We start from the raw sequence: 19564 nt of genomic DNA, 5'->3' as shown, positions 1-19564 counted from the left end.
TTATGTCTCATTCAAAACGAATTGCAGTACTCACTTCCGGCGGTGATGCCCCCGGTATGAATGCTGCAATTCGCGCTGTTACGCTCAGCGCGCTATCTCATCAACATCAGGTCTTCGGTTTTTTTAGTGGCTACAACGGCCTTATCAACGAACACTTCACTGAACTCAACGCAGCCAGCGTAACCGATATCATCCACCGAGGTGGCACTATTTTAAAATCGGCCCGTTGCCCGCAAATGCACCATACAGATGGTTTGTTACAAGCTGCCAATAGCCTGCGTAAGTGCCACATCGATGCCTTGATCGTCATTGGCGGAGATGGCAGCTTTAAAGGTGCTCAGGCACTTGCAAAGCACTGGTCAGGGCAAATTATTGGTATTCCCGGTACCATTGATAACGATATTAATGGCAGCGATGAAACCATCGGCTTTCACACCGCAATAGATACTGCATTGGGGTGTATCGATAAAATTCGCGATACCGCGCAAGCGTTTGAACGTACTTTTGTTGTCGAGGTAATGGGTCGAGATTGCGGCATCATTGCCATGGAAGCAGGCCTTGCCAGTGGCGCGGAGCAAATAATTTGTAAGGAACTGATTGAAGACGAGCCACAGTTTTTACAAAAACTGTATGAGCAAGTGAAAGCGAATATTAATAATGATGCCGGTCATAGCTACGTGCTGGTCATGGCGGAGCACTCGCTATCGATTAGCGCCGAACAATTAGCGGCCCAGCTGACCGAGCACAGCGGCGTTGAAAGCCGCAGTGCCATTTTGGGCTATGTACAGCGTGGCGGCGCCCCTGTGGCAGGCGATCGCATATTAGCAACGCAGTTAGGCTGCAGCGCCATCGAGCACCTTAATGCTGGCGCTGATGGTGTCATGGTCGGTGTCGTTAATAATCAGCTGAAAACTTTGGCTTTTGAGCACACCAGCGACACACAACAGCGTAATCGTGATTTTGTCGCCCGCTTAAAACGCTTTCGCCGTTAATTGGCCAGCGCCGCTTTGACTTTATCTCGATAGCTGCGACTGACTTTAAGCTCCTGTCCGTTGGTGAGCACCAGCAGGTATTCACCACTGACTTGCGTCACCAGCTTGTTGATTTGTTTTGAATTAACAATGGCGCTGCGGTGCACACGGACAAACAACCCAGGGTCGAGTTCTTGCTCAAGCTCTTTCATGGTTTTACGTAGAATATGGGTTTGCCCATCACCACAGTGCAGGCACATGTAGTCCCCTGCCGCATCAACCCATTGGATGGTATTGGTAGGCACACGGATGATCTCGCCCTGCTCTTTCACCGCCAGCGACTCTGGGTAGCGCTTAGTTTCTAATGAGTCACCTGAAGCTAGTTTCTTGAGAATTTCCTCGCAATTATTGCCTGTGATCCCGGCCACAAAACTCGCTAGCTTTTTCTTATGGGTGTTGTCTTGTTGTGTTTTTAGATGTGATTGCACTTTCTCCACCGCCTGTTTTAGTCTGTTGTCATCTACGGGTTTGAGTACATAGTCCAAAGCATGGACTTCAAAAGCTTGAACGGCGTAACGGTCGAAGGCAGTGACAAACACCACCAAAGGTTGTTGTGAGTCTGGCAGTTGCGCTAACGCATCCGCGACCTCAAAGCCATTCATACCTGGCATCTGAATATCCAAAAAAACCAAGTCGATAGGCTCGCTGCGACAAATGTCGACGGCCTCTTGCCCTTGAGCGCATTGCTGTACCAGCTCAATGCATTCAATATCAGCTAATCGTATAGCCAACCCTTTACGGGCCAGCGATTCATCATCCACGATGAGGGTTTTTATGGTATTCATTCTGCTACAGCCTTTTCATAGGGGATACGTATGTTTACCGTCAGACCGGTGGGCGTATTCCCTGATAATACAAATGAATAATTGTTCTCGTAAAGTGTCTTTAGTCGATCTTTAGTATTGGCCACACCGACACCGGTGGCATTGACCAATTGGCCATCTTTAAGCTCAGCGCCAGGGCCATTATCGCTCACTTCCAGTAACAGCTCGTTGGCAAACACTTGGGCCTTAATACTGATCACCCCGCCTTGTGTCATCTGCGCAATGGCATACTTCAATGAGTTTTCAATTAACGGTTGCAAAATCAAGCTCGGGACCAAGGCATGGCTTGCTTCGTCACTGACTTGCATGTCCACCGCTAGACGGTCATCAAAACGTACTCGCTCGATTTCCAAATACAGACTCAACGCATGAATCTCTTGCTCGAGTGGTACTTTTTTTATCGGATCGGTATTGAGCGTATAGCGTAAAAAATCGCTTAACCGTGACACCATCTTGTTAGCGTCTTTATTCTCTTCCACTAAAATCAGTGTCGATATCGCATTAAGGGTATTGAACAAAAAATGCGGATTAAGCTGATAGCGCAACATTTTTAATTGCGCCTCATGAGCCATGGTATTGGCTTTCAGCGCTTTTTGTCGCTCCCCTTGGAGCAACTGGTAATATTTAATGCCAAAGTACAAACCACTCCAACAAAGGATGATATAGACCGCATCAAGGCCCTGTTGAAAGTAATAGAACCACTCATCAGGGCGGTAACCATGGCGATAAATTTCCCACAAATTAAATTTTTGTACCACCGACCACAAGGTCCCTGTGGCGTAGGAAGCGGTGAACACCACCAACACGAGCAGCCACGGCTTGGCATTCCACACCCGGCGATACAAGTAACGCAGCGGCACCGTCATTAAGCAGCCCGCATAGGCATTAAGCAAGATCACAAAGACATAGATGTCGCGCATCTCAAATACTTTGGAGCCAATGTAATTCACCAGGGCATAACCTATCCAACCGGCTATCTGTAACACCCAAAAGAATCGTTGGCGATTATCAACTAGCTGCTGCCAATTCAAAATTCGTTTTACTCCTTTGCAACGCAGCCTTATCCACAGCGGTTGCATACTTATCTAACGCCATTATTAATAAAGACAACTAAAAAGGCACTGTGATTGGTCCTACTTAACCTTTCCTTCAACGCAAAACGCCGTGCAGTTGCACGGCGTTTGCTCATATTCGTGAAGGCTAGATGCTGACTCGCTTGTAGTTACGATACTCAGGGTGCCAGTAATTATTATCAATGGCTTTGATAATATCCTCATCGCTAAATTCCAACGCTTCACCTTGGGCGATGGCGACTTTAGCCACAGCAAAGGCGATACGTTTAGATAGCGATTCAATCTCGGTCAGTGGCGGCAGTAGGCTCCCTTTGCCATCATTGGCAAGGGGTGAGCTCGACGCTAAGGTTTCACTGGCCGCCATCAACATTTCATCGGTAATGCGCTTAGCCTTAATGGCAATTGCACCAAGGCCAATGCCAGGGAAGATATAACTGTTATTACACTGCGGAATAACATACTGCTGGCCATCATATTCCACGGTGCCAAATGGACTACCTGTGGCGATGATGGCACGCCCTTGTGTCCACGCCAGCACATCACTCGGATGCGCTTCAACCTGTTTGGACGGGTTTGAAAGCGGGAAGATAATCGGATTTTCGTGACTTGATGCCATTGCGCGGATCACCTGCTCGGTGAATAGCCCCGGCTGCCCAGATACGCCGATAATAATGCCTGGCTCAGCACAATGCATAACATCAAGCAAAGAGGCATAATCGCCGCTATACTGCCACTGCGAGAGCGCTTCATTGGATTGTACCAACGCCTGTTGGAAGTCACGCAGGCCTTGCATGCCCTCGCTCAATAGGCCAAAACGATCAACCATAAAGATTTGACTGCGCGCTTGCTCTTCACTGATCCCTTCAGAGACCATTTGGCTGATCACCTGCTCGGCGATGCCACATCCTGCGGAGCCAGCCCCAACAAACACTACCTTTTGGTCGCTTAAACGAGTGCCCTTCACTCGACACGCGGCCAGCAAGGTGCCCACAGTGACAGCGGCAGTACCTTGAATATCATCATTAAAGCTACAAATTTCGTCGCGGTAGCGCTTCAGCAGTGGCATCGCGTTAGGCTGAGCAAAGTCTTCAAATTGCAGCATGACATTGGGCCAACGGCGCTTCACCGCTTTGATGAACAACTCTAAAAATTCGTCATACTCCTGCTGGCCAATACGTGGGTGACGTGCGCCCATGTACATTGGGTCGTTCAGTAGTTTCTCGTTATTAGTGCCAACATCCAGCATCACCGGCAGCGTGTAGGCCGGGCTGATACCACCGCATGCGGTGTATAGCGATAACTTACCAATGGGGATACCCATGCCACCAATGCCCTGATCGCCTAGGCCAAGGATACGTTCACCATCGGTAACAACGATAACCTTCACCTTACCTTTAGTGGCATTACGCAAAATATCATCGATATTGTGGCGGTCTTCATAGGAGATAAACAAACCGCGCGAGCTACGATAAATATCTGAGAACTGTTCACACGCATCACCCACTGTTGGCGTGTAAATAATCGGCATCATCTCTTCAATGTGGTCTCGCACCAAACGATAGTAAAGCGTTTCGTTATTGTCTTGGATGGCGCGCAAGTAGATATGCTTATTAAGGTTATCTTGGAAGCTAGAGTACTGTTGGTAACAGCGCTCTACTTGCTCTTCAATGGTCTCAAAACGTGGCGGCAGTAAGCCTGCCAAGTTGAAGCTCTCACGCTCACGCTGGGTAAAAGCACTGCCTTTATTTAGTAGTGGCGTTTCTAATAAGGTCGGACCAGCGTAAGGAATGTACAAGTAATTGGGATCGGTGTGTGTATTGGTTTTATCGTTGGATTTGTCTGTCATATTGCCTACTTAGCACAGAAGGAGATTGCCTGATATTATTGCCCTTAGCGCGCAAATTGCAAACCCATTTGGGCTTATCAGACCATTGATTTATCGCTGATTGGCGCATTATCATTTTTGATACACACCAATGAATCTTTGTTAACAAACAGCAGGCATTCAAATACCTGCTGTTTGATTACCTTTATTTTCCGAGAGCGATTCCCTCTCGGCGTGGATCGGCACTGCCATAGAGCTTACCGCCTTTCACCTCGACTGCATGAATGCCAGAGTTAAGGTCGCCAATACGCACTTTGTGGCCCCATTGCTCGAGCTGCGTTTTTAGCTCCACCAGCTCAGTGCCCTGCTCTAAGGTGGTGATATGGTTACGATTAGTAATACGGGGCAGATTGATCGCTTGCTGGGCGCTCAGCTGCCAATCCAACACCCCGACCAATGCATGGGCCACGTAATTAATGATACGGCTGCCGCCGGGCGAGCCAATCACTAAACGCAAAGAACCATCTTCATTAAATACCATCACGGGGGCCATAGAGCTGCGCGGGCGCTTACCGCCTTCAACGCGATTTAATACATATTTGCCATCACGCTTCGGCGATAGCGCAAAATCGGTGAGCTGGTTATTGAGCAGATAGCCATTGACCATCACGGTAGAGCCAAACGCCATTTCAATGGAGGTGGTCATCGACACCGCGTTGCCTTGATTATCAACAATGGAAATGTGGCTGGTATTGGGCAGCTCAAAGGCATCGTCTTTACCATAGGCAATACCGACGCCCGGGTGCCCAGCTTGCTTTTTAGCATCATGCTCAAGCATCAATAAGGCACGTTTTTCAAGGTAGCTATTGTCGAGTAGCGCTTGCGTTGGCACGGGTTGGTAGTCGGGGTCGGCCATATAGACTTCGCGATCAGCGAAGGCTAAGCGCGACGCTTGGGTAAAGTAATGCAGCGCTTTGGGGCTATTAACCGCATATTGGCTGAGGTTTTTATCCTCCAGCAATTTCAAGATTTGCAAAACTGCCATGCCACCGCTGCTAGGCGGTGCCATCGAGCACACTCGGTATTGATGATAGCCCACACACACCGGGGCACGCTCTTTGGCGACATAGTTGTTAATGTCTTGCTCAGTGAGTAAACCTGGGGCGATGGGACTTGTTTGTACTGCTTTGGCAATGGCTTTGGCATTGTCGCCATGATAAAAGGCATCCACTCCCTCGCTGGCCAAGCGTTTATAAAGCGATGCCAAGGCGGGGTTTTGCTTAACGGTGCCAATGGCCAAAGGCGCACCACCGGGAAAGAAATACGCCCGCGCCGCAGGCATTTTCTCCACTCCAGGGTTAATACGTCGCGCTAAAAGCTTATGTAATCGCGGTGACACCTTAAACCCTTGTTCGGCTAAAGTAATGGCCTCCTCAAATAAACGGGACCAAGGTAATTTGCCATCACGTTCATGGGCTTTGGCCAGCGCCTTCAAGACCCCAGGAGCCCCCACTGAGCGCCCGCCAACCACTGCATCAATCCAGCGAACAGCCTTGCCATTGCCATCAACAAATAACTCCGGTGTCGCTTTGCTAGGAGCTTGCTCGCGGCCATCATAGGTGGTGAGTCGGCGCTGCTTTGCATCATAGTGCAAAATAAAGGCCCCACCGCCAATACCGGACGATTGCGGCTCGACCAATGTCAGTACCAATTGCACAGCAATGGCTGCGTCTATGGCACTGCCCCCTTCAGCTAAAATCGCTTCACCGGCGCGCACCGCATAGGGATTGGCAGCGGCAACCATGTAATGCTCACCGCTCACTTGTTGTTTTGTCACCACCGCCGTGGTGGCCTCAGGCTCTCTATCGGCGAGCACCTGTTTATTAGTGGTGGTGGCTGTGCAGCCAGAGCTAATAAGCAACGAGAGAGCCGCTGCTATCTGGGTATAAGTTCGTAACATAGCGCTGAGTGTTATTGTCGTGGTTAATTAATTGGCATCTTAAAGGCAAAGGGGCACAATAGGCAAAAAATAACGACCACTGTTAAGTTATGACTGTGTTTAAAACCCTCTTTTCGCACCGCGCAATGCTGTCCGTCTGGCCACTGATCGCACTGTGTACACTGCTTATGGTAATTGATGCCGCTGGGCCATTGTCTTTTCAGCGCCCCGCCATCGCTGAGGGCCAGTGGTATCGCTTGCTAACAGGGCACTTTTTACATAGCAATTGGCCGCATTTAGGCATGAACATGGCAGGTGCTCTAGTGCTGTGGTCGCTCCATGGCCATTTTTTTAGTGTGCGTAAGTATTGGCTTTATTTGCTGCTCTTGTCTTTTGGGGTTGGCCTCTGTTTATACGGCTTTAGCCCGAACATCTCTTTATATGTCGGCTTAAGTGGTTCATTGCACGGCTTGATTGCCTATGGTGCAATGAAAGATATTCGCTGCGGTGAAAAAACCGGATATTTAATTATCGTAGGCGTAATAGCCAAGGTGACTTATGAGCAAATTGTTGGCGCCAGTAGTGACGTTGAGGCATTAATTGACTCCCGCGTGGCTATTGAGGCTCATCTATTCGGGCTGTTGTGTGGCTTGGGCTTAGCGCTGCTAGAGTGGCGAGGCATAAAAAAACCCGAGGCTTAGCTCGGGTTTTTCATTAGCGATTAAAGGTTCTCTTCAAACAGCTTATAAATGCGGCGGTATTCATCTAGCCAACTTGAGGGCTGCACAAAACCGTGCGGTTCAACTGGGAAGATAGCCGTTTCAAAGTCCTCTTTCTCCAGTTCAATCAAACGCTGCACTAGGCGCACAACATCTTGGAAGAACACATTGTCATCAACCATCGGCGCATTGATCAATAGCGGCTTCTCTAATCCTTCAGCGAAGTAGATAGGCGAGCTACGCTCGTAGGCAATAGGGTCAACATCTGGGTGATTGAGAATATTAGAGGTATACGGAGCGTTATAATGTGCCCAATCGCTCACTGGACGCAGCGCCGCTCCGGCTTGGAACAGCTCAGGCTCGGTGAACAGCGCCATAAAGGTCATAAAGCCACCGTATGAGCCGCCGTAAGTACCGACCCGCTCAACGTCAACATTGGCGTTAGCCTGCATCCATTTTACCCCATCAACCAAGTCCTGCGTCTCTGGCGTTCCCATTTGTCGATAAATGGCGGTACGCCAATCGCGGCCATACCCTTTCGAGGCGCGGTAGTCCATATCCATAACTACATAGCCTTCGCTGGCAAGCAACGAGTGGAACATAAACTCGCGGAAGTAACCGGACCAGCCAAAGTGTGAGTTTTGCAAATAGCCGGCGCCGTGGTTGAAAATAACCGCCTTGCGGGTGTTACCGCTTTCATCGCTTTGGTAATCGCTGGGATAATACACTTTCGCATACACCGGTTGCTCACCATGGCTCGACGGTACGGCAACCACTTTCGGAGCCACCAGCTTAGTCGCTTTGAATTGCTCTGATACGGTGTGAGTTAGCTGCGTAACCTTAGCCCCCGGTGCCGCATCCATGACATAAAGCTCCGGCGGGTGCATGATTTTTGAGTGCTGTAACAGCAGTTTTTGCTCATCAGGACTCAAACTATAGTCAGTCATGCCATCAAGGCTGGTTAGCGCCTCGCTGTTGCCGCTATCCAGATTTAAGCGATACACCTCGTAAATACCTGGGTGCTTTTTATTCGCTTTGTAGTACAGGTATTGGTCATTTTCGCTCAAGGTCAGATCGGAAACTTCAAATTGACCCTTGGTACGCTGGCTTGCTTTACCTGTTAACGGCTTAGTATAGATGTGGCTATAACCGGATTGCTCTGACAAGAAATACAAAGTGTCGCTAGTGTTTAACCAACCGAAATCATTAAAGGTGTAGTTAACCCAAGCATCGTCATGTAAACGGTGTTGGTTCACTAACTTTTTACCTTTAAAGTCAACGGTCGCTATCCAGCGGTCTTTGTTATCCCAAGCCTCAAGCATAACAGCAACTTGTGAGCCACTGCGGTTCCATTGAATGGCACTTTGACCCCAGCCCCAATCCATCATTAAATTGATTTCACGGCGCTTAGTTTCGCTTTCATACTCTTTGCCTTGGCGGGCATAGTTTTCACGCTTCACCTCGGCAAGCACATCTTCATTCCAACCGGGCAAGGTATTATAGGTCAGCGTCGTTTTTGCTTTGCTTGGCAAGTCGATATACACCAATTCTGTGCCCTGTGGCTTGGCATCCGCAACCCGGCGACGGGCTGGTACCGATTCTACCCCTGCATCTTGGGTAATGTAATTAGGCATGATGTCGGTGTCGGCGCGCCAGCTTCTGTCATCGATTAGCGCAACGATAAGCTTACTGCCATCAGGAGAGAGCTGGGCATCCACTAAACGCTTTTTATCGCCTAGGTAAATGGTGGCATCGACTACCGCGCTATTTTCATTCGCTAACTGCTGGTCGCGCTCGAGGGCATCTTGTTGGTTTTTTAGCTGCAGTGCAACATAGTCAATAAGCTTATGTTGTTCCTTAGCAATATAGCTTTTCGGCTCATTAACCTTGATTGGCTTATCTTCGAGCTTAAGGTTGGCCAACTCACTATGCAGCCCGGTGCCTAAGTCTACATGCATAAACACGTTACCACGGCGATATACTAGGCTGTTATCATTTAAAAACTGTGGCGCAGATTCAAATGCCGACGTTTTGGTGATTTGCACTAAGGTGTTAGCAGAAGTATCACGAACAAACATATCCCCTTTAAATACATAGGCTTGTAAGCGGTTATCTTGACTGTATACGGCCTTGTCATCGCCCAACGTGTGTAGCTGCGCCAGCGTTACTTTGGTTGCACTGTCTGCGCCAACGGCCTGTGTGTAGGTGTCGCGTAGTTGATTACCTTGTTGTTTTTGCTGATAAACAACGGTGTTTGAATCGCTGTGCCAGAACGCGCCTTCTGGCTGGTTACCTATCCAGTCCGGATCAGCCATGGCTTGTTCTAAGGTAATAGCCACTGAACCTGGTTTTGCCGGTGTCTCCACTTGGCTTGGGGCGGAAGTTTGATTCGTTTCTACTTGCGTGTTGCTTTGTTGTGCGGTGCTTTGACAGCCGCTGAGGATAAAACTGGAAGCAATGGTCGCCGCCAGTACTGATTTATGGAACATGATTGTCTTCAACTAAATACACGGTGCCCTGATTTAAGCAAAAACTTACAAGCAAAGACAGTGTTTTAAGACCAACGGCAGTTTACTTAGACAAAAAAAAGGTCAGCAAGGGATGCTGACCAAAACTCTGCGCTAGCAATAACGAAACAAGTACGGGACCTGCTTCACATATATAGAGTACTAAGCGGCTAAATGGTTCACTGTTTTTTTATTAATTTTAGGTCCATCCACACAAGACGATGATCTGACGAGGCTTTTCTATCACTAATTAATTTGTATTGTGCCGGGTTTTGCTCCGTCGGCCAATATACACCTGCCGAGATAGGCTCAAAACCGAACTTTGATGGCAACACATAATCAGCTCTAGCACGCCAGCTTGCGGTGTAATAACGCGCATACGCTTGCTCTTCCACCCCTGCTCCTCCGGTGCTCTCGGGCACCATACTGGCATCCACTTTATCATGAGCTAACACTTGATTAATGGCCTCAGGACGCGCTTTATCGCCTTGCGGTGCAGCGTTCAAATCTCCGAGGATAACAAATCGGCTGTTGTCATCGAGGCCTCCTTGGCGGCCTTGGTCATCCACCAAATAATCGCTTTGATTATCTAAATAATCGGCGATTAGTTTAATCTCAGCTTTATTGCGCAGACCGTTTCTATCTTCCGGACCATCGAATACCGGTGGTGTAGGATGAGATGCCAACAGATGCACACGTTTACCATCAACGCTGATAGGCACATCCCAGAATGACTTAGAGCTTAAGCGCGCAGCTTGCCATGTACGGTTATCATAAAAAGCATTGCCATCAAGCATGGGCATCTGCGCCTGCGGTTGTTGCGCCCATTTCAATTGTGCAAACGTGCGCACGCGCTCATGGTCAATGGGATAGCGGCTTAAGATCACCATGCCGTATTGACCAGGGTAGAAACCAAAGCCATAAGCATCCCCGCCATTGCCAGAGAGCTCACCATTGCCGTCAAAGTCGTAGTCGCTGGCAACACCGGTATTAACGGGCGCACTATAGCTGTAGGGGTAGTGAATGGCTTTTACACTGCCATGATCCTTGCCTAGATAGTGGCGTTGAAAAGCATCGACTTGTTCGCGCCAATCCTCGTTATAGTCGAATTCATTGAGTAATATCACATCAGGACGCACCCGTTGAATAATATGCGCGATATTGTGAATTTGTGGGTGTTGCCCTTGGGCTAGCAAGGCAGGTAAAGGCGATTCACTTAGCTCACTGGGATTAGTAACGTAGTTCGAGCCATCCATACTAACGTTAAAGGTCGCGATACGCAGCGTTGTTGGCACAGACGAATGAGGTTGCGCACAGGCCGCAACGAACAGACACAAGGAGCCAATAAGGCCAAAACGTTTGCACAAGGTCATTTAGGGTTTTCTCTTATATAAGCAAAATGAAAACGCCATACTAGCAGCTGTTAATGACATTGTGTCAGCGTTTGGGATGAAAAAACCGAGCTTCAAGGCTCGGTTTATTCGCTTAAATAGTCTTGTTGGTTGCTAGCGGTACTGCGCAACCACAGGTACTAGTTGAGAATTAACTGATGGGCTCGTGCTTCAATACCAGGATAATCCTGCTCGCTGAGGTGCTCATGCAATTCACCGAGACGCTCCCCAAGCTCATGCAAGGTATTAGCACTGACATTGATATGACCCATTTTTCGCCCTGGTTTTACCGCTTTACCATACCAGTGACTGCGAACGCCAGTGGTGGCCAATACCTCTGCCGGGATTGCTGGCTGACCCAAAACGTTAATCATCGCACTCGGCTGCAATAGATAAGTACAGCCCAAAGGCAAACCGGCAACAGCACGCACATGGTTCTCGAACTGGCAACAATAAGCGCCTTGCTGTGTCCAATGACCCGAGTTGTGAACACGCGGCGCAATCTCATTGACTAGCAATTCACCGTCAACATCGAAAAACTCGATAGCAAGTACGCCAACATAATCCAGCGCATTGGCTATTTTGCTGTAGGCATCAACCGCCTGAGATTGCATATCTTGGCTGACGATGCCTGCTACCGACAGCGTCAACACCCCGTCAGTGTGTTCATTTTCGGTGACCGGGTATACTTTTACATTCCCCTGTGCATCGCGCGCACCTATCACTGAAACTTCACGGTCAAACGCAATCATCTTTTCACAAATAATGCGATGCGACGCATCTTTATCTAAAAATGCCTGCATTTCTTGCCAGATTTCATCAGTCTGGTCGATGCTTTTTAAGCGCCATTGGCCTTTGCCGTCGTACCCAGCCTGACAAGTTTTGATCACCAAAGGTAAACCCAGTTCATTCACCGCTTGCTCAAGGTGAGTACGTTCACTCACTAAAATATACGGAGCACTCGGTACGCCAGCATTATCGAGCAGCGCCTTCTCTTTGGCGCGATCGCCGCCGCATTCAATTGCTTTTTTACCGGGGAAGAATTTGCCGCTTTGCTCACAGGCCGCAAGCACATCGCTGGGAATATGCTCAAACTCAGCAGTAATACGGTCGCTACTGGCGATTGCTTGCTCTAACGTTTGCGTATAGTGCTCACCGGTTACCGGGTGCACCACTTGTTTGCTAGCCACGTCATAAGCACGAATATGGATATCCAGCGGCGCTGCCACAAGCGCCATCATACGCGCTAGTTGGCCCGCGCCCAGAACTAACATTTGCATATACAACTCGCTTATTCAGCTGGGTTAGGGTTAGCTAAAACAGTCTCTGTCTGCTCGGCACGAAATTGGTCAATTTTCGCCAGTAGCTCTGGTTGCTGACAGCCCAAGATTTGCGCTGCCAACAGTCCCGCATTAGCGGCACCGGCATCACCAATAGCCAAAGTACCTACCGCCACACCTTTTGGCATTTGGCAGATTGATAATAACGAGTCAACACCATTGAGCGCTTTCGATTTTACTGGCACGCCCAATACCGGTAGCGAGGTAAAAGCGGCCGCCATACCCGGTAAATGCGCAGCCCCGCCAGCACCGGCGATAATCACTTTAATACCACGCTCAGCAGCTGAGCTCGCATAATCAGCTAAAAGTTGAGGAGTGCGATGCGCAGAAACCACTTTGGTTTCATACTCGACACCGAATTTATCCAGCATGTCCGCCGCATGTTGCATGGTGGGCCAGTCTGACTTTGAGCCCATAATAATTCCTACTTTCATTGCCACTCCTCAGTATGAACGATATAAATGTAAATTACGCCGTATGATGACCAAGCATCAAGGGGGGTTAGCGCCGCAGTGATTCTCTTTCACCGCAAAAATTGTCGCGCATTATACTAAAAAGCCCGATAAAAAGCATGGCTAAGTTTTGTTGCTAGAGGCAATGAACAAAGTTATCCATTCGCTGCTTTCCAAACTCGCCATGCCTTAGCAGGCCCTATTATCAATGCCAAAACCACCACCCCTCCGGGGATGAGCACCGCCTTTAGCACCGGTCCTAAAACATAGCTGTAAAAGCATATAAAGGGCACAAATAACACATAACCGATTATCCGTGATACTATATTAACGACTGATTCCATTGTAGTTTTCCATCAACTTATAAAAATGAGCATGCTCATTATAATAATTGAGCGCGCTCAATATCAAGCAAAAGGGTTTGTTTTGAGTAACCAATTAACGCCTAAAAAACTGCAAACACGAACACGGATCTGCCAAACCGCGTGGGAGCTGTTTATTGCCAAAGGGTTTGAGAGCACGTCAACACGTGATATTGCCAAGGCAGCAGGGATAGCAAATGGCACCTTGTTTAGCCATTTTGCGAATAAAGATGAGTTGCTCAAGGTGTTAATGATTGCGCAGATTGATAACGTCATCGCTGATGCCCAACGCAGTGACGACCATCAGCAGCCAAAACTGAAAATGCGCCACTATGCCACGTACCTGTATGCGTTTTATTTGCAGCATGTGGAATTCAGTAAGACTCTACTACAGAGTTTAATTTGGCAAGGACAGTTTTTCGATGAGCAAATACAGCAATTTAAAGCGTTGTTATTTGCATCGGCTCCCCAGTATGACGAGGTGCGCGCCGCAGCCATGATGGACTGTTACTTTATGACTTTGATAGAGGGGTTAAATCAGCCAGCCCCTAACGCTAATGCTATGGTGCGTCGCTTAAGTGCCAAGCTCGCCCTACTCTAATCAGGATTAACTTGCTTGATTGAGTTGCTCGGCAACATCGAGTGCACAGGCCGGTAACGCTAAACTATAGAGTTGCGCGCTAATTGGTTTGAAGCCTGCACGGGTAAGCGTGTTAATACTGCGGTGATTTTCGACCATCACTCGTGCTTGGATACGCGTGAGCGGCTTATCAATATAGCGGCCGTATTCGGCTAATAGCAAAGCTATTGCTGCTTGCATATAACCTTTACCCCAATGCTGAGGATGAAGTTCAAAGCCAAGCTCCGCGCAACCTTGGGCGATATTGTATAGGCCGCAGCTACCAATGACCTGGTGCTGGTGAATGATAGCAAAGCGCACGCCTTGCCCTTTTAGAAGTAGTTCGATGTCCGCTTGAATCATACTACGCACCTCAGTTTTAGTTTTCGGTGGTAAATAATCATTAAAGCGAAAAACCAAAGGCTGCGAGAGAATAGCAAACATTGCCGGCGCATCTTTGTGGCCTATGGGACGTAAACTAAGCCCGCGAGATGGGCAGCGATTCATAGCAGTAAGAGTATATCGGGCTTGAGTTAGCGAATTATTGCCTTAAACTATGCTCAAGAGCAAGCACTAGAAGTTAAAAACCCCCATGGCTGATGATTTTATTATGGTTCCTCCTACTACCACGGTGTACTGCCCTAAACGCGGCGAAGGCTGGACGTTAACAGGGATCACTGGCATTGAGGAGTTCGTCTCGGTGATGTTTGATGGCGTCCGCTACACCCTAAGCGCCAAAGAGGTGGTTGAAGAGTTGATCCCCAACCAGCAGCAACGCCAGCAACAAAGCGCGTAATTGCTTAACTGAAAACAAAAAAGCGCACTCTTAAGTGCGCTTTTTTTAGTTCCACAACAGCCGTTAGCTTTGCGTTGACAGTGCATGAATTCGCGCATCCAATGGCGGGTGTGAAGCAAATAGCTCACCAATAGAGCGCCCTGGTGCGATACCAAAGGCCATCATTGAGCCTTCCAGCTGTGACTCATGGTTGCCTTTTAAGCGCTCTAATGCGGCACGCATTTTATGTGCGCCCACTAACTCGGCTGCGCCTCTGTCTGCGGCAAATTCACGTTTGCGGCTGAAGTAAGCAACGACCACGGAAGCGAGTATGCCAAATAACACCTGAAACACCATGTCGAAGATAAAATAAGTCCAGCTGGGGCCACTTTGCTCCTCATCGCCATTGAGGAAATTATCAACGATGCCAGCCAATACCTTAGCAAAGAAGATAACGAAGGTATTCACGACTCCTTGAATCAACGTCAATGTCACCATGTCGCCATTGGCCACATGAGAGACTTCATGAGCGAGTACCGCTTCGGCTTCTTCTTGGCTCATGTTGTGAAGCAAGCCACTGCTTACCGCGACTAACGCGTTGTTTTTCGATGGTCCAGTAGCAAAAGCATTGATTTCTGGGCTGTCGTAAATAGCGACCTCTGGCATGTTGATACCACGTTGACGCGCTTGCTCGGCAACCGTGTTTACCAGCCACTGCTCGGTACCGGAGCGCGGCTGCTCAATAACATATGCGCCAGTAGAGCGTTTAGCTATCCACTTAGACATCAACAATGAGATAAAGGAGCCACCAAAACCAAACACAGCGGCGATGATGAGGATCCCCCCCATACTGCGACTTGATATCCCCAACACTGAGAATACGATAGATAACACCACACCTAGCACTAACATAACGGCAAGGTTGGTCAATAAAAAGAGCACAACACGTTTCATACTACATTTCTCCAACGGGTAAGATTATTCATTAGGGATCATCGAGTGATCCATAATGGATAGCGTCACCCTATCGACGCGTTATGCTCAATATATATAGGCAGATGTTTACGGTATCAAGTTATTTCGGCAAACGGATTTGTAAGCAACTGTAACCTTAACCTAACTCGAATAGCTCCATTAGAGCGCGGTGGATTTTTAGCTTTGGTGTGTGCCCGGTATAAGGGCTTTCTCCGAGATATGGGGCTGGCAGCCTTGCTTTCAAAGTGGCTAAATTGGCATCGTATTCCTGCATCTGTGGATCCACTTGGTTGGCTATCCACCCAGCGACGTGTACACCTTGATGCGCCAGCACTTCCATCGTTAACAATGCATGGTTGAGGCAACCGAGTTTCATACCCACCACTAAAATGACTGGCAGCTGCTCAGCAAGCACCCAATCACTTAACAGCTCCGTGTCATTAATGGGTAATAGCCAACCTCCGGCGCCTTCGGTAATGAGAATATCGGCACCGCAACTTTTAAACTCGTCGTATGCGCTGCGTAACTTGCTAACGCTAATATGTTCACCTTGCTGCGCAGCGGCAATATGAGGTGCAATCGGTGGCGCAAAAATAAACGGATTTACTTGCTCATAGAGCACATTGGTGTTGCCGCTTTCGATGAGTGTCAGTGCATCGGTATTGACCAGTCGGCCAAACGCCTCCTCAGCACCTGCGGCGATGGGCTTAAACCCGGCCGCCTTCTTTTTATGCTGTACAGCGAGTTTCAGTAGCAAGCTGGTGACATGGGTTTTACCTGCATCGGTATCGGTTGCGGTAACAAAAAATTGTTTCATTTAATGAGCTCCAAAAATGCGACGTTGTAGCTTAACTCCACGCCCGGCTGCGATCCCTGTAAATGGTTGAGAATCTGCATATACTGATTTTTCGATAAGTGACGGTGGCCATGCTCACAGCTATTGGCACCAATAGCCGATAAACTTTTTAACGCCTGTTTAGCACTGTCAAAGCGATCAAATAGCCTTGCTTGATGCTGCCATTGCACCTTAAACCCAGCCTGCTTTGCCGCGATGGTCAAATCGCCAACACGTATAAATTGGTTAATGGCTGGCACCCCTGCCATGGCAAAAGCAGCTTTCACTTCCTCAAGGGAGCCTTCGCTCACCACGGCAATATATGCCCGCCCATTCACCGTTAAAATACGGTGTAACTCGCAAAGTAAGGCAGCTAAATCAGCAGACCATTGCATCGCAAAGTTACTAAAGACAGTGTCTATCGCTGCACTGTGTATTGGTAGCGTGTCCATATCTGCGCACACTACCTGATTATCATCGCCACCTAGGGTTCGTGCACACTGTAGCATGGATTCTGATAAATCAAGGGACACTAACTGCTGTGCCCTGACACTGAGCGCATGGCTATTCACGCCGGGACCCGCGCCTAAGTCTAAACATACACCCAAATGCCTGGCGCCAATGTGGTCTAACAAAACAGTACTGCTCGCGGCTTGCACTCGCGCATGCTGCTGATAATTCGTTGCCGCTTTGGAGAATTGCCGCTGGGTCGTAAGTTTTAATGCCGCACTCATCGGCATTGCTCCAAGGCGCTGACTAAGGTGTCGATATCTTCCTCAGTATGAGCCGCCGTTAAGGTGATACGCAAACGCGCAGTATTGTGGGCCACAGTGGGCGGTCGTATGGCACTAAGCCATATACCTTTTTCACGAAGTTGATTTTGCATCACCAACGCTGATTCACTATCGCCGACGATCAACGGCTGTATCGGTGTATCTGAGGGCATTAGTGCTAAATGGGCCGCCGCAAATTGGCTTTTAAAGTAATCAATCAGTGCAAATAAATGTTGACGCTCGGCGTCAGCCGCCAACAACTGCGTCAGTCGCTCGTCAATCACCTCACATTGCAAAGCGGACAGTGCCGTGGAATAGGTGTAATCGCGATTACTTTGCAGCAGCAAATCGATGACTTTGTTGCTAGCTAGTACGATAGCCCCGTTGGCAGCCAGCGCTTTACCAAAGGTGAGCACTAAAATATCAGGCTTAAGCACCGCAGCGCTGCCTTTGCCTCCACCGAGCACCCCAAACCCATGGGCATCATCAAGCATTAACCAGGCCCGGTGCTTCTCACACTGACTGCGTAGCTGTTCAAGCGGCGCGCAGTCCCCATCCATCGAAAACACGCCCTCGCTTACTACCAGTTTATGGTGAGCTTTGGATTTACCCAAGCGCGCATCCAGATGCGCCATATTATTGTGATTAAAACGCTGCATCTGTGCGTTTGCCGCAAGGCCGCCATCGACTAAACTGGCATGATTCAGTTTGTCTTGCACAATCAAGCCTTCACGGGCTTGAGCAAACAAGGCTTTCAGCACACTGGCATTAGCACTAAAACCGCTGGCAAACAGCAGCGCTGACTCAAAGCCATAAAGTGCACAAAAACGTTGCTCCAGCTCTGCTTGCTCACGACTGTAACCAGTAACCAACGGCGAACTGTGCCCGCCACTGCGCCCTTTCAATGGCGGCAGCGGCCGATCGCCTAAAGCAAGATAGTCATTGGACGCAAAATTTAAATAGCGTCGACCATCCACGGCCAAGGTGCGCGCACAAATGTCGTCGACTACCACGCGCTGGCGCAGTAAGTGCTGCTCTTTGGCACCCTCGAGCACATTATCAATGTATTCAAACGCCATTAGGTTGCTTCGTAAAACAGCTCTGAGGTTTTCTTATCAGCGATAGCTGAGCTCAATGACGCTTCATAGGCCTCATCTGAGTAATCCTGAGCCTGCTCTGGGCGCATCCCCAGTTTGCGAATAAGGTTCATATCGGCATCGGCTTCAGGGTTATCGGTGGTCAGCAGTTTGTCACCATAGAAGATGGAATTTGCTCCGGCAAAGAAACACATGCTTTGCATCTGCTCATTCATTGCCGTGCGCCCTGCTGATAAACGCACGTAGCTTTTCGGCATCATGATACGCGCCACAGCAATGGTGCGAATGAATTCGAACTGGTCTAAATCATCGACGTTTTCTAAAGGCGTGCCCTTGACCTTAACCAGCATATTAATCGGCACACTTTCCGGTTGCTTAGGCAAGTTAGCCAGCTGGATAAGTAGGCCGTAGCGATCAGAAGCCTGCTCTCCCATACCGATAATGCCACCGGAGCATACCTTCATGCCGGCATCACGCACATGATCCAGTGTGTCTAAACGGTCTTGGTAAGTGCGCGTCGTGATAATCTGCTCATAGTATTCAGGTGAAGTATCAAGGTTATGGTTATAGTAGTCTAATCCCGCCCCGCGCAGCTGCTTGGCTTTATCATTATCGAGCTTGCCCAGTGTCATGCAGGTTTCTAAACCCAGCTCTTTTACTTCTCGGACCATGCGCTCAATGTAAGGCATGTCGCGGTCTTTAGGGTCTGACCATGCTGCACCCATGCAAAAACGGGTCGCACCTTTTGACTTGGCTGCCCTTGCTTGCTCAACCACTTTTTCTACTTCCATCAAGCGTTCACGCTCGAGGTCGGTTTTATAGTGCCCTGACTGAGGGCAATATTTACAATCTTCTGGGCAGGCGCCGGTTTTAATCGATAATAAAGTCGAAATTTGCACTTCGTTGGGGTTAAAGTGTTGACGGTGAATGCTTGCCGCTTTGAACAGCAAATCATTAAATGGCATGTCAAAAAGGGCTTTAACTTGTTCATGCGTCCAGTTATGACGGATTTCGGCCTGTTCCATAG

19 protein-coding genes are annotated in these 19564 nt (G+C 48.8%); 4 read left to right on the top strand and 15 right to left on the bottom strand.

Translation table 11 applies throughout. From position 1 onward, the window contains the following. Positions 1 to 2 precede the first annotated feature (2 nt). Positions 3 to 992 carry an ATP-dependent 6-phosphofructokinase gene (locus MHM89_RS01970; protein ID WP_239407947.1) on the top strand — a complete coding sequence of 330 codons (990 nt, stop codon included), beginning with the start codon at positions 3 to 5 and terminating at the stop codon, positions 990 to 992. Here the strand turns inward: MHM89_RS01970 and MHM89_RS01965 are convergent. From MHM89_RS01965 to ggt, 4 genes are all read right to left on the bottom strand, one after another. Continuing rightward, positions 989 to 1816, bottom strand: coding sequence for a LytTR family DNA-binding domain-containing protein (locus MHM89_RS01965; RefSeq protein WP_022946597.1), 828 nt, complete (start codon positions 1814 to 1816; stop codon positions 989 to 991). The two genes, MHM89_RS01970 and MHM89_RS01965, sit on opposite strands and share 4 nt — an antisense overlap. Then, entirely contained in the window at positions 1813 to 2886 is a 1074-nt protein-coding gene (locus tag MHM89_RS01960; protein WP_045978310.1) for a histidine kinase, read from the bottom strand. The genes MHM89_RS01965 and MHM89_RS01960 overlap by 4 nt, the downstream gene beginning before the upstream one ends. 169 nt (positions 2887 to 3055) lie before the next feature. Further along, on the bottom strand, positions 3056 to 4774 hold the full coding sequence (locus MHM89_RS01955) for an NAD-dependent malic enzyme (protein ID WP_239407946.1): 1719 nt from the start codon (positions 4772 to 4774) through the stop codon (positions 3056 to 3058). A 184-nt stretch (positions 4775 to 4958) separates the two neighbouring features. Further along, positions 4959 to 6713 carry a gamma-glutamyltransferase gene (ggt, locus tag MHM89_RS01950; RefSeq protein ID WP_239407945.1) on the bottom strand — a complete coding sequence of 585 codons (1755 nt, stop codon included), beginning with the start codon at positions 6711 to 6713 and terminating at the stop codon, positions 4959 to 4961. A 125-nt stretch (positions 6714 to 6838) separates the two neighbouring features. Here ggt and rrtA point away from each other — a divergent pair, with 125 nt between their 5' ends. Further along, positions 6839 to 7393 (top strand): rhombosortase, encoded by a 555-nt coding sequence (gene rrtA, locus MHM89_RS01945; protein WP_239407944.1) that lies wholly within the window; start codon positions 6839 to 6841, stop codon positions 7391 to 7393. A 20-nt stretch (positions 7394 to 7413) separates the two neighbouring features. Here rrtA and MHM89_RS01940 read toward each other — a convergent pair whose 3' ends face one another. From MHM89_RS01940 to MHM89_RS01920, 5 genes are all read right to left on the bottom strand, one after another. After that, positions 7414 to 9900: a prolyl oligopeptidase family serine peptidase gene (locus tag MHM89_RS01940; protein WP_239407943.1), complete on the bottom strand. Its 2487-nt coding sequence runs from the start codon at positions 9898 to 9900 to the stop codon at positions 7414 to 7416. A gap of 197 nt (positions 9901 to 10097) precedes the next feature. Further along, complete coding sequence (locus MHM89_RS01935) at positions 10098 to 11291, bottom strand: endonuclease/exonuclease/phosphatase family protein (protein ID WP_052698113.1); 1194 nt, start codon at positions 11289 to 11291, stop codon at positions 10098 to 10100. Positions 11292 to 11449: 158 nt separating this feature from the next. Next, complete coding sequence (locus MHM89_RS01930; protein ID WP_045978314.1) at positions 11450 to 12589, bottom strand: 5-(carboxyamino)imidazole ribonucleotide synthase; 1140 nt, start codon at positions 12587 to 12589, stop codon at positions 11450 to 11452. Between the two features lie 11 nt (positions 12590 to 12600). After that, entirely contained in the window at positions 12601 to 13083 is a 483-nt protein-coding gene (purE, locus tag MHM89_RS01925; protein ID WP_022946589.1) for a 5-(carboxyamino)imidazole ribonucleotide mutase, read from the bottom strand. Positions 13084 to 13256: 173 nt separating this feature from the next. Next, complete coding sequence (locus MHM89_RS01920; RefSeq protein ID WP_151172694.1) at positions 13257 to 13445, bottom strand: hypothetical protein; 189 nt, start codon at positions 13443 to 13445, stop codon at positions 13257 to 13259. A gap of 82 nt (positions 13446 to 13527) precedes the next feature. On the opposite strand from MHM89_RS01920, the gene MHM89_RS01915 reads away from it, so the two are divergent. Continuing rightward, a complete protein-coding gene (locus MHM89_RS01915) occupies positions 13528 to 14064 on the top strand; it encodes a TetR/AcrR family transcriptional regulator (RefSeq protein WP_239407942.1) in 537 nt (178 codons plus the stop codon). Between the two features lie 6 nt (positions 14065 to 14070). Here the strand turns inward: MHM89_RS01915 and MHM89_RS01910 are convergent, their stop codons facing one another. Next, on the bottom strand, positions 14071 to 14589 hold the full coding sequence (locus MHM89_RS01910; protein WP_138547331.1) for a GNAT family N-acetyltransferase: 519 nt from the start codon (positions 14587 to 14589) through the stop codon (positions 14071 to 14073). Positions 14590 to 14674: 85 nt separating this feature from the next. Here MHM89_RS01910 and MHM89_RS01905 point away from each other — a divergent pair, with 85 nt between their 5' ends. After that, on the top strand, positions 14675 to 14878 hold the full coding sequence (locus MHM89_RS01905; protein WP_022946585.1) for a hypothetical protein: 204 nt from the start codon (positions 14675 to 14677) through the stop codon (positions 14876 to 14878). A gap of 63 nt (positions 14879 to 14941) precedes the next feature. On the opposite strand, the gene htpX is transcribed toward MHM89_RS01905, so the two are convergent. The 5 genes from htpX to bioB form a co-directional block, all read right to left on the bottom strand. Then, positions 14942 to 15811, bottom strand: coding sequence for a protease HtpX (gene htpX, locus MHM89_RS01900; protein WP_022946584.1), 870 nt, complete (start codon positions 15809 to 15811; stop codon positions 14942 to 14944). 157 nt (positions 15812 to 15968) lie between these two features. After that, complete coding sequence (bioD, locus tag MHM89_RS01895) at positions 15969 to 16649, bottom strand: dethiobiotin synthase (RefSeq protein WP_239384030.1); 681 nt, start codon at positions 16647 to 16649, stop codon at positions 15969 to 15971. Then, complete coding sequence (locus MHM89_RS01890) at positions 16646 to 17401, bottom strand: methyltransferase domain-containing protein (RefSeq protein WP_239407941.1); 756 nt, start codon at positions 17399 to 17401, stop codon at positions 16646 to 16648. Before MHM89_RS01890 ends, bioD begins: the two co-directional genes overlap by 4 nt. Beyond that, on the bottom strand, positions 17398 to 18519 hold the full coding sequence (locus tag MHM89_RS01885; RefSeq protein WP_239407940.1) for an 8-amino-7-oxononanoate synthase: 1122 nt from the start codon (positions 18517 to 18519) through the stop codon (positions 17398 to 17400). Before MHM89_RS01885 ends, MHM89_RS01890 begins: the two co-directional genes overlap by 4 nt. After that, positions 18519 to 19562 (bottom strand): biotin synthase BioB, encoded by a 1044-nt coding sequence (gene bioB, locus MHM89_RS01880; RefSeq protein ID WP_045978317.1) that lies wholly within the window; start codon positions 19560 to 19562, stop codon positions 18519 to 18521. The genes MHM89_RS01885 and bioB overlap by 1 nt, the downstream gene beginning before the upstream one ends. Positions 19563 to 19564 lie beyond the last annotated feature (2 nt).

Source organism: Pseudoalteromonas sp. CNC9-20 (genome assembly GCF_022347875.1).
Lineage (GTDB): Bacteria > Pseudomonadota > Gammaproteobacteria > Enterobacterales > Alteromonadaceae > Pseudoalteromonas > Pseudoalteromonas ruthenica.
Note: the sequence above shows the minus strand (reverse complement) of the source record. Positions and strands in the feature narration are given on the sequence as shown.

Coding starts and splice junctions, on each gene's coding strand:
- MHM89_RS01930 (WP_045978314.1), bottom strand. CDS start 12,589: ATGCAAATGTTAGTTCTGGGCGCGGGCCAACTAGCGCGTATGATGGCG.
- MHM89_RS01890 (WP_239407941.1), bottom strand. CDS start 17,401: ATGAGTGCGGCATTAAAACTTACGACCCAGCGGCAATTCTCCAAAGCG.
- bioD (WP_239384030.1), bottom strand. CDS start 16,649: ATGAAACAATTTTTTGTTACCGCAACCGATACCGATGCAGGTAAAACC.
- ggt (WP_239407945.1), bottom strand. CDS start 6,713: ATGTTACGAACTTATACCCAGATAGCAGCGGCTCTCTCGTTGCTTATT.
- MHM89_RS01910 (WP_138547331.1), bottom strand. CDS start 14,589: ATGAATCGCTGCCCATCTCGCGGGCTTAGTTTACGTCCCATAGGCCAC.
- MHM89_RS01965 (WP_022946597.1), bottom strand. CDS start 1,816: ATGAATACCATAAAAACCCTCATCGTGGATGATGAATCGCTGGCCCGT.
- purE (WP_022946589.1), bottom strand. CDS start 13,083: ATGAAAGTAGGAATTATTATGGGCTCAAAGTCAGACTGGCCCACCATG.
- MHM89_RS01920 (WP_151172694.1), bottom strand. CDS start 13,445: ATGGAATCAGTCGTTAATATAGTATCACGGATAATCGGTTATGTGTTA.
- bioB (WP_045978317.1), bottom strand. CDS start 19,562: ATGGAACAGGCCGAAATCCGTCATAACTGGACGCATGAACAAGTTAAA.
- MHM89_RS01905 (WP_022946585.1), top strand. CDS start 14,675: ATGGCTGATGATTTTATTATGGTTCCTCCTACTACCACGGTGTACTGC.
- htpX (WP_022946584.1), bottom strand. CDS start 15,811: ATGAAACGTGTTGTGCTCTTTTTATTGACCAACCTTGCCGTTATGTTA.
- MHM89_RS01955 (WP_239407946.1), bottom strand. CDS start 4,774: ATGACAGACAAATCCAACGATAAAACCAATACACACACCGATCCCAAT.
- MHM89_RS01885 (WP_239407940.1), bottom strand. CDS start 18,519: ATGGCGTTTGAATACATTGATAATGTGCTCGAGGGTGCCAAAGAGCAG.
- MHM89_RS01940 (WP_239407943.1), bottom strand. CDS start 9,900: ATGTTCCATAAATCAGTACTGGCGGCGACCATTGCTTCCAGTTTTATC.
- MHM89_RS01935 (WP_052698113.1), bottom strand. CDS start 11,291: ATGACCTTGTGCAAACGTTTTGGCCTTATTGGCTCCTTGTGTCTGTTC.
- MHM89_RS01970 (WP_239407947.1), top strand. CDS start 3: ATGTCTCATTCAAAACGAATTGCAGTACTCACTTCCGGCGGTGATGCC.
- rrtA (WP_239407944.1), top strand. CDS start 6,839: ATGCTGTCCGTCTGGCCACTGATCGCACTGTGTACACTGCTTATGGTA.